We start from the raw sequence: 9,017 nt of genomic DNA, 5'->3' as shown, positions 1-9,017 counted from the left end.
CAAGACTAATGTGCCGGCTGATTTGTAATCTGCCGGAACTGAATATAAGGATTTTTCAATCCGCTTGCTTCCTATTTTTTATTAATAGGTATGAATTTCGGATCACAGATCCTTATACTTTATGCTGTCGGATAGCATATCCGACAGAACATTACTCTTGTTGTTTCTCGATGCTGTCGAATTTTTCGCTGCGCTCAACAACACGTGCATATCCGCCAGAACAATAGCCTTGTTGCTTCTCTACAATTCTTATATTCATTGTGCCGACGGATATGTAGCAGCAAAGCTAATGTGCCGGCTGATTTGATAGCCCGTAGGGCTACACTTTTGTAACCGGGTGTGGCGAAGCTTTGCGAAGCCACGCCCGGTTGTTCTGCTAAGATAAGCATGCACCCGAAGTGGTGCTACTTTAAAACATGTATTCTAAGTGAGTGCCTTTTTATAACAAGTATCACCACTTCGGGTGAAATCCTTGGTATTTGCGTCCGTGGGTGTGCCACCCACGGTTACATAAGTGTAGCCCTACGGGCATCTCTTACCCGATGTGCCGGTTGATTTGTAGACCGCCAGAACATTAGCTTTGCTGTTTCTCTACAATTTTGCCCCACAGCTTTTTATAGCTTGTCCGACGGATAAGCCACGCCCCATTCTTTGCGCAGGCTGTCGAGCAGCTCCATAATGCGTAATGTTTCTGCGTGCGGCATGTCTTCAGGCTCAATCACGCCTTTGCGTATGGCTTCCATGGCGGCATGCACTTCATATTCATAGCCTGTGATTTGTGGCGGACAGGTGTATATGCCTGTCTGCTTGTGGTTAGTGTCGTAGACAGTTACCGTGTGCGGATTGTTGATGTTGTCGATAACCATATAGCCTTTATCGCCCGACACCACTCCCATGCGGTCGTTGGCACAGCGTGCCGTGGTCTGCATCACGGCCATCTCTCCTTCGGGATAGATAAAGGTCATGCTGTTCTGCAGGTCAACTCCCAGCTCGTTTTTGCTGCAGCATGACATTATGCGCTCAGGCGAATTTCCAAACAGCATGAAGGCAAGGTTGATGGGGTAGACGCCCAGGTCGAGCAAGGCGCCGCCGCACAGTTCCGGTTTCTTTATGCGTTCTTTGTGCTCTATCGGATATCCAAGGTTGGCTGTCAGCATATACGGGCGGCCAATCAGCTCGCCGCTGTGCGCCATCTTTACTATTTCTTTAGAGAACGGCATGTAGCGTGTCCAGATGGCTTCAGCGAGGAACACTTTGCGCTCACGGGCCAGCGCCACCAGTTCTTCAGCCTGTGCCTTGTTGGCTGTAAATGTCTTTTCGCACAGCACGGCCTTGCCGTTCAGCAGGCACTGGCGCGCCTGCTCATAATGATGCGAATGTGGTGTGGCAATATAAATCAGGTCAACCTTCTCATCCTGTATCAGTTCGTCGTAAGAGCCATAAGCCTTTTCTGCGCCCCATTTGTCTTGAAACTCCCTGGCCTTTTCAATGCTGCGCGATGCTATGGCATAAAGATGTGCTTCCGGCATGCGCCCTACAGTTTCGGCCATTGATGCCGCAATGCTTCCGGCGCCGATGATGCCTACACGAAATATTTGTTCCATATATATACTTGTCTTAAAGTGATGTTGATTAATCGTAAATGCTTGTAATTTAGATGATTGTCGAAAATTTGCCGTGTCCTTATAATGATAAAGAATAAAGAACTGCGAACAACAGTCGCTCTGATTACCGAAAGCAAAGTTATACAATTATTTTGTATTACAGATAGTTTGACTGTTCCGATTTATCAATTCCGCAATTTTTTTGATGCAGATGCCGGCGTAAATTTTACGCCTAAAGAACATTAGTCTTGTTGCTTCTCTACAATTCTCGGTATGTAGCAACAAAGCTAATGTGCCGGCTGATTTGCACGAGTTGTTGAGCGTAGCGAAAAATCTGCCGGAATTAAGTATAAGGATTTTGTGTTTCGGATCAAAGATCATTCAATAAATTGATATTGTTTGGTAATTTTATTATATTTGCACTGCGTAAAAATACGCATTCCACTGCGTAAAATGTAAACCGATGTATAAAAGAGCTGAATATCAAATAATTAAGAACAGAGCGAGGTGGTAAAAAAGGAATGGGACGACGATACATTCCATGACCGCGTCTCGGATCACAGATCCTGATACATTATGCTGTCGGATAGCATATCCGCCAGAACAATAGCCTTGTTGCTTCTCTACAATTCTAATATTCAATGCCGCCATAACATTATCCACAATTCCCTGCAAGCGGCATAATACCAACAAGACTAATGTGCCGGCTGATTTGTAATCTGCCGGAATTGAGTATAAGGATTTTTCAATCCGCTTGCTTCCTATTTTTTGATTAATAGGTATGAGTCTCGGATCGCAGATCCTTATATTTTATGCTGTCGGATAGCATATCCGACAGAACAATAGCCTTGTTGCTTCTCTACAATTCTTATATTCGATGTTGCCAGAACATTAGTCTTGTTGCTTCCCGTGCCGCCGGGGTATGTAGCAACAAAGCTAATGTGCCGGCTGATTTGCACGTGTTGTTGAGCACAGCGAAAAATCTGCCGGAATATAATATAAGGATTTTTCAATCCGCTTACTTCCTATTTTTTATTTATAGGTATGTTTTTCGGATCGCAGATTAGCTTCGCTGACCGTTGGTTCTTATATTTTTTGCTGTCGAATTTTTCGCTGCGCTCAACAACACGTGCATATCCGCCAGAACATTAGTCTTGCTTTTTCTCCACAATTCTTATATTCGATGTTGCCAGAACATTAGTCTTGTTGCTTCTCTACAAAGAATTTCCAACCACAAAGAACATTAGCCTTATTGCTTTTATGCTACGTGATAAGAAGTAAAAAGTCAGGACAAAAATTTTTTTCAATCTGGAAAACTAATTCGTAACGGATGTTAATTTTAAGCGCTTTCAGACCATATGATATTAACATTCGTTTGCTTTTATGCGCTGTTTCATTCAGAATAACGCCTGTTTTTATGCTCTAAAGCGTTGATTTTTGTCGTGCAAATGGCACGTTTCCGAATCGTAAACGGCCCACTTTTGGATGAAAAGTGGCCGAGTAATATTTTTTAACCATTGCCTTTTTGTTCTGTAATCTTGGTAAAATCCGATATATCAACACTTTACCGAAAATGTCGATTTTGTGCAATTTTTCGCACCAAACCGCGGTTTCGTGATGAGCATGGCAATTCTGGAGAGGTTAAGTTTTAGGAGTTAAAGTAGTTAGAGTCTCGGATCGCAGATCCTTATATTTGATGCTGTCGGATAGCATATCCGCCAGAACAATAGCCTTGCTGCTTCTCTACAGAGGTTAAGTTTTAGGAGTTAAAGTAGTTAGAGGAGTTAAAGTAGTTAAAGTCAAATGCATTGTAGCCTAAAAACAAACGGATATACCAACAAGACTAATGTGCCGGCTGATTTGTAATCTGCCGGAATTGAGTATAAGGATTTTCAATCCGCTTGCTTCCTATTTATGATTTATAGGTATGAATTTCGGATCGCAGATCCTGATACTTTATGCTGTCGGATAGCATATCCGCCAGAACATTACTCTTGTTGTTTCTCTACAACAATTCCCTACAAAATTTTGTATCACCACAATGCATATGAATTATTCACTCTTCACTCTTCGTTCTTCACTTAATTTGTCATATCCGACAGAACATTACTCTTGTTGTTTCTCAATTGTATCACCACAATGCATATGAATTATTCACTCTTCACTCTTCGTTCTTCACTTAATTTGTCATATCCGCCATAACATTATCCTTGCTGTTTCTCTACAACGATTCCCTACAAAGAATTTCCAATCACCACAAAGCATTTCATAATTGGCTTGCACCGAACTTCACTTCCCAATTTTCACTTCTCAATCCTCAATTTTCACTTCTCAATTTTCAATTATCCCCCCTTTTATCCCCCCAAGGAACACAATAGCAAAAAGTGCTGAAACGTCAAAAAAGTGCTGAAACGTCAAAAATAAAACTGCTAAAACGACAAAAATATGCGATTTTGACAATTAAAACATTTTTTATTAAAAAAAATTATTGAAACATGAATATTTTTACTTACTTTATACACCGAAAATCTAATGCGTATAATCCAGAAATATATAAAGTATGAGCAAAAAAACATTATTATTGACACTTTTTCTATTCATTACGGCAGCGTTTTCGCCTGTTGCAGCACAGGGCAACTCCGGGACCGACACGGTTTACACGTTCCGCTTCTTGCCTCAGAAGGATATGTTCTATGTGCCTATGTATGACAACGAAAACGAACTGGCGCGCCTGCTCGACTGCATCGACCGGCTCATGCCTGGAATAACCGACGGCACAGTGCCTGTCTATGTCGACGGATACTGTAGCTCCATGGGCAGCGAAAAAGAAAACCTCGCCACAGCTGCCATACGTTCAAACCGTGTGAAGTCAGAACTTATAATAAGGAGAAACCTTACTGAAGACTGCTTCGTCACAGCCAACCATCCCACTGACGGCGACTATGTGGTGGTGAGAGTGAAAGTCCCCACCAACCTCTCCCGTGTGGATGAGGCTATGGATGTCAAAGCCTCAGATAATATGAATGGCATAGTCTTAGGCAATATGGATAGCAAGGCTTCAAACAATATGGATAGCAAAGCCTCAGACAACTCCCAAGCGGAATCAGAAGGCTTGAGCCTCCCCCATCGGGGGGAGGTTGGAGGGGGCTTCGCCTTCCGCTTCAACCTGCTGCGCTGGGCCACGCTTACGCCCGACCTCGGCATCGAGTGGCGCATCAGCCCGTCGTGGGGCTTACTGGTCAACGGCTCATGGACATCATGGAGCTGGAACGACAAAGACCGCCGCTACGCTCTGTGGGAGGTTATGCCCGAGGTGCGCTATTATATAGGCAGCAGCAAGGCATGGTATCTGGGCGCTATGTTCAAGACGGGCGAGTTCAACTATAAGCTCTCCGAAACGGGCCGTCAGGGCGACCTGATTGGCGGCGGACTCACCGCCGGCTACCAGCTGCGGCTCGGCAAGGCTCTGGCTCTCGACTTCGGCATCGGTCTGGGCTATCTTAACGCCGACTTTGAGAAATATGAAGTCATCGACGGTGTGCGCGTGCGCCGCGGCAACGAGACAAAAGACTGGTGGGGACCCATCAATGCCGGTGTGACATTGGTATGGAAGATGAGATAATTATAAATTAAGAATTAAGAATTGAGAATTATGAATTAAAAATTAAATATTTCTTATGAAAAAGATATATACAATCATACTGACGGCATTGTTGCTCTCTTCATGCGTGAAAGACACGCTTTATGACACGCCGCACCCCGACCACGGAATGATTTCGGTTACAGCCGACTGGACGGCGCGTGGCGAGGGTATCGACATACCTGCCACATGGACGGTCACCATGGGCGACTATACCGGGACGGAGACTTCCGCCACCCATGCCCCCGACCATCTGTTTGATCCTGGCAGCTACACCCTTGCGGTGTGGAATCCGGCTGAAGAAATCACCGTGAGCGGCACCACCGCCACCGTTGCCGCAGCCACGGGCAACGACGCCGGCTCAGGAGCCTTCATCAGCAATGCCCCGGGCTGGCTGTTCACCAGCGTGCAGCAGGTGCTGATAGAGAAGGACACTGACTATCCGCTGACCGCCGCGATGAAGCAGCAGGTGCGCGAGCTGACGCTTGTCGTCGAGCCGACGGGTGATGCCGCCGGACGCATCACGGAGATTGTTGCCCATCTGACGGGTGCAGCCGGAACACTCGACTTCGCAACCGATACCTACGGAGCCGCTTCGAACGTCGTGCTGCCCTTCACGAAGATTACCGAAGGTAATGATGCCGGCAAGTGGAAAGCCACGGTGCGGCTGCTGGGTGTGACCGGCACGGAACAGCTGCTGACGGGCGAAATCCGCTATGCTGACGGCAACCCGACACCCACCACGCTGAAAAGCGACCTTACGGAAGCTCTCAAGGAGTTCAACACCGGAAAGAGCGCATCGCTGACCCTCGGCGGAACGCTGGTTGAAACTCCCGAAGAAACCGAATTTTCGGGATTCGAAATTACCGGATGGGAAACGGTAGAAGGTGGCGATGCCAGTGCGGAAATGTAAGACAATGAAGAATGAATAATTAATAATTAAGAATGAATAAGATGAAGACAAGATTTTTTGCTTTCGCAGCGCTGGCATTGACACTTGCCGCCTGCAACAACGACAATGAGAACCTGAATGACGGCCCGGTAGCCGCCCAGTTTATCGCCGACATTACGCCCGCTACCCGCGTCAATTCGGAAGGAACCGACTGGACCGACGGCGACCGCATCGGCGTCACCGGCGCAGGCTTCACCAACGTGCCCTACAAGAGAGAGAACGGTAAGTTCGTGACCGACGGTACGACCATTTATTTCAATGACTCCGAAACGCATACCTTCCATGCCTACTATCCGTATCAGGCTGAGGGCGGAACGGTGACCGTCAGCACCGCAGCCGACAAGCAGGGCGCGGACATCGACTTCCTCTTTGCCTCGGGAGCCACAGGCGACACCCACAACCCGACGGTGAGCTTCACCGGCGACCATGCGTTCCACCACTGCATGAGTCTCATCAAGTTCACCTTCAAGGCAGGCGATGGTCTCAGTTTCAACGAAACGGAACCTGCCGGCTACACGTTGGAGGGGCTGAAGCATGAAGGCACATTCGACACGGCTACCGGCACGACTGCCGTAACCGCAGCCTCCGAATCGCCGATTACCATGCAGCTGGGCGGTGCCACCGCTTCGCAAGTCATCATTCTCCCGCAGGAAGTGACCAAGCCTCTTGAACTGAGCGTGTCTTACAACGGACAGAGCTACAAAGCCCAACTGAAACTGCCTGTCAAGCCTGCCGCAAACCATTACGCCACAGGCTATGCCTACACCTACATCGTAACGATCAACAATAAGGACATCGAGGTGAGCGACCCCACAATTAACCCGTGGGAACCCGGAGATTCGAACGATGCAAGTGCAGAGTTGTAATCCCCGCACACCGCTGCCCCGGCGCAAGCGTCAAGCCGGAGCTGCCCATAGGCCCTATGGTGCGACGGCCGCCTTCGCAGGCGGCGGCAGCACAAAACGAAAACAAATAAAAAGACAACCCGATATGAAGAAAAGACATTCCATCCATGTACTTCTTGCCGCAGCCGCGCTGTTACTTGCCACGGCTGCCTGCACGAAGGACGAACTGGCGGACGGCGACCGTCTGCCCGAAGGACAATACCCCGTTGAGATAGCCCGCATCACCCTCGGCGTGGAGGGCGGCGAAGCGCAGCCCTGGGGCACACCGGCGACGCGCGTCAGCGAATTTGCAGACGGCACGGGCAGCGTGTTCAGCGCGGGCGACCGGTTTGCCGTGCAGATAAACGGCGAGGAGGGCATCTACATCGTACAGGACAACAACACCGTCAAAGCCGAAACACCCCTGTACTGGAGCGACACCGGCGAACATACCGTCACCGCCTGGTACCCCGCCACGGGCGGCACCCTCGACCTCAGCGACCAAAGCCAAAGTCTTGCCTACCTGCTGTACGGCACAGGCAGCGGCAACTACCAGACTCAGGTCACGCTGAATTTCACCCACGCTCTGGCGAAGGTGCGCGTGACGCCCACGGACGATGCACTCGGCGAGGTGCAGAGTCTTCAGCTCTATACCTACACACAGTGTACTTATGAAAAGGGCACGGTAGTGCAAGGCTCGCAAGAGGGCTGGATAGAGATGAAGAAGTGCGAATACACCGAAAACGGCAACGTCATCAACTGCTGGGAGGCGAACGTGGTGCCCGGCTACGAAATCAAGAAACTGAGGGCAAACGGCACCGAGGAACGCAACCTCTCTGCTGCCATCACCCCTGAGGCAGGCAAGTTCTACAACATCACGCTGGATAAGGACAAGGGATATACCGAAGTGAGCGAAGGTAACTATACTGTGGACAACGAAAAGGGACTGAGAAACCTCGCTAAGCTGGTGAACAGCAACGGCGGAAAGACCCCAATCAACATCACCCTAACCGGCGACATCACTCTCACTGAGGAATGGACGCCGATAGGAAACTTTGAGAACCGATACACCGGTACCTTCGACGGCGGCGGCCATACCATCACGGGGCTGACCGTCAACCAAAAGGAAAGAGGCAATGTGGGGCTGATTGGCTACCTCGGCTCCGGCGGTAAGGTGCAGAACCTGACGCTGGAGAATGTGAATCTAAACGGAAACTTGTATGTAGGTGGCGTTGTGGGATACAGCAACAACGGCACCGTGACCGCCTGCACTGCCTCGGGTAGCATCAACGGCAAGGAATATGTTGGCGGTATAGTGGGAAGTAACTACCTCGGTACCGTGACCGCCTGCTATAATACCTCAAGCACTGTTAACGGCTCATATCTTGTTGGCGGAGTGGTAGGACAAAACAATAAGGGCATCGTAACTGCCTGCTACAATGCCTCGGGTTCCATATATGGCGAGGGTACTGTCGGCGGCGTAGTTGGAGACAACTACACCAGCACCGTTACTGCCTGCTACTGGAGCAACTATGCTGGCTATGGTATCGGCAACGGTACCGGTGATGCCACGAAGGTAGACGGCACAACCGTTATCTGGCAGACGGCCATTGATGCCATGAACGCCGCCCTGCAGAATGCAGGTTCAGAGTGGCGTTACGAACTCACTGGAGAATTGCCTACCTTGAAAAAATAGTAAACCGTCGAGCGGGAAAAGTTCCGCCCGAAACGGAAAATAACCGAAGTATAACAGGCCCGTGCCGACGGATATGTAGCAACAAGACTAATGTGCCGGCTGATTTGCACGTGTTGTTGAGCGCAGCGAAAAATCTGCCGGAATATAATATAAGGATTTTCAATCCGCTTGCTTCCTATTGCTGATTTATAGGTATGTTTTTCGGATCGCAGATCCTTATATTCCCGTGCCGACAGATATG

General features: G+C 48.9%; 5 protein-coding genes. 4 read left to right on the top strand and 1 reads right to left on the bottom strand.

Features of this window, described 5'->3' with window-relative positions:
- Positions 1-614 precede the first annotated feature (614 nt).
- The gene (locus ACU52_RS14250) at positions 615-1,604 is read right to left on the bottom strand and encodes a Gfo/Idh/MocA family protein (RefSeq protein ID WP_053399284.1); all 990 of its coding nucleotides are present in this window, start codon (positions 1,602-1,604) and stop codon (positions 615-617) included.
- 2,560 nt (positions 1,605-4,164) lie between these two features.
- Here ACU52_RS14250 and ACU52_RS14245 point away from each other — a divergent pair.
- The 4 genes from ACU52_RS14245 to ACU52_RS14230 all read left to right on the top strand — a co-directional run bounded on the left by ACU52_RS14245 (position 4,165) and on the right by ACU52_RS14230 (position 8,776).
- Positions 4,165-5,226, top strand: a complete 1,062-nt coding sequence (locus tag ACU52_RS14245; RefSeq protein ID WP_053399283.1) for a DUF3575 domain-containing protein — start codon at positions 4,165-4,167, stop codon at positions 5,224-5,226.
- 55 nt (positions 5,227-5,281) lie between these two features.
- Positions 5,282-6,157 (top strand): FimB/Mfa2 family fimbrial subunit, encoded by an 876-nt coding sequence (locus ACU52_RS14240; protein ID WP_053399282.1) that lies wholly within the window; start codon positions 5,282-5,284, stop codon positions 6,155-6,157.
- Positions 6,158-6,198: 41 nt separating this feature from the next.
- Positions 6,199-7,062 carry a fimbrillin family protein gene (locus ACU52_RS14235; protein WP_053399285.1) on the top strand — a complete coding sequence of 288 codons (864 nt, stop codon included), beginning with the start codon at positions 6,199-6,201 and terminating at the stop codon, positions 7,060-7,062.
- Between the two features lie 124 nt (positions 7,063-7,186).
- Positions 7,187-8,776: a fimbrillin family protein gene (locus ACU52_RS14230; protein ID WP_053399281.1), complete on the top strand. Its 1,590-nt coding sequence runs from the start codon at positions 7,187-7,189 to the stop codon at positions 8,774-8,776.
- The last annotated feature ends 241 nt before the right edge of the window (positions 8,777-9,017 follow it).

The organism is Xylanibacter rarus (genome assembly GCF_001275135.1).
Taxonomy (GTDB): Bacteria; Bacteroidota; Bacteroidia; order Bacteroidales; family Bacteroidaceae; genus Prevotella; species Prevotella rara.
This window is presented reverse-complemented; position numbering and strand designations above follow the sequence as displayed.

What these genes read in the sequence shown, in the direction of transcription:
- ACU52_RS14250 (WP_053399284.1), bottom strand. Translation starts at nt 1,604, where the DNA reads ATGGAACAAATATTTCGTGTAGGCATCATCGGCGCCGGAAGCATTGCG.
- ACU52_RS14245 (WP_053399283.1), top strand. Translation starts at nt 4,165, where the DNA reads ATGAGCAAAAAAACATTATTATTGACACTTTTTCTATTCATTACGGCA.
- ACU52_RS14240 (WP_053399282.1), top strand. Translation starts at nt 5,282, where the DNA reads ATGAAAAAGATATATACAATCATACTGACGGCATTGTTGCTCTCTTCA.
- ACU52_RS14235 (WP_053399285.1), top strand. Translation starts at nt 6,199, where the DNA reads ATGAAGACAAGATTTTTTGCTTTCGCAGCGCTGGCATTGACACTTGCC.
- ACU52_RS14230 (WP_053399281.1), top strand. Translation starts at nt 7,187, where the DNA reads ATGAAGAAAAGACATTCCATCCATGTACTTCTTGCCGCAGCCGCGCTG.